The organism is Nocardia sp. bgisy134 (assembly GCF_057708325.1).
On the sequence record NZ_JBYIRW010000068.1, the window covers coordinates 1 to 603 of the forward strand.

The following is a 603-nucleotide window of genomic DNA, read 5'->3' on the forward strand; positions in this document are numbered from 1 at the left end:
TGTCGGCGGAACGTGAAAACTGATCACTGCGTGGCATCCGAATTTTGACCCCTTGTCCGATTGATCCTGGTTCGAACCGAGCCAGGAGGACGAAGGGATGCTTTCCGTGGAGGATTGGGCTGAGATTCGTCGTTTGCGCAGGTCCGAGGGGCTGCCGATCAAGGCGATCGCCCGGGTGATGGGCGTGTCCCGCAATACGGTCAAAGCGGCGGTGGCGTCGGATCGGCCGCCGAAGTATGAGCGGGCGCCGAAGGGGTCGGTCGTGGATGCGGTCGAGCCGCAGATCCGGGAGTTGTTGCGGGCTTATCCGACGATGCCGGCGACGGTAATCGCTGAGCGGATCGGCTGGACTCGGTCGGTGCGCGTGCTGTCGGGGCGGGTGGCGCAGTTGCGGCCGGTGTATCTGCCGCCGGATCCGGCGTCGCGGACAGCGTATGTGGCTGGGGAGATCGCGCAGTGTGATCTGTGGTTCCCGCCGATCACGCTGCCGGTGGGCTTCGGTCAGGTCCGTGTTCCGAAGCGGTTGCCGGTGCTGACCATGGTGACCGGGTATTCGCGTTGGTTGTCGGCGGTGCTGATCCCCAGCCGCCGTGCTGAGGATCT

At 65.0% G+C, this 603-nt stretch carries 1 protein-coding gene; it reads left to right on the forward strand.

Annotated features, from left to right (window positions below):
• Positions 1–97: 97 nt before the first annotated feature.
• The coding region (locus AC3ERS_RS36595; RefSeq protein WP_431972737.1) for a helix-turn-helix domain-containing protein at positions 98–603 on the forward strand (506 nt) is incomplete at its 3' end.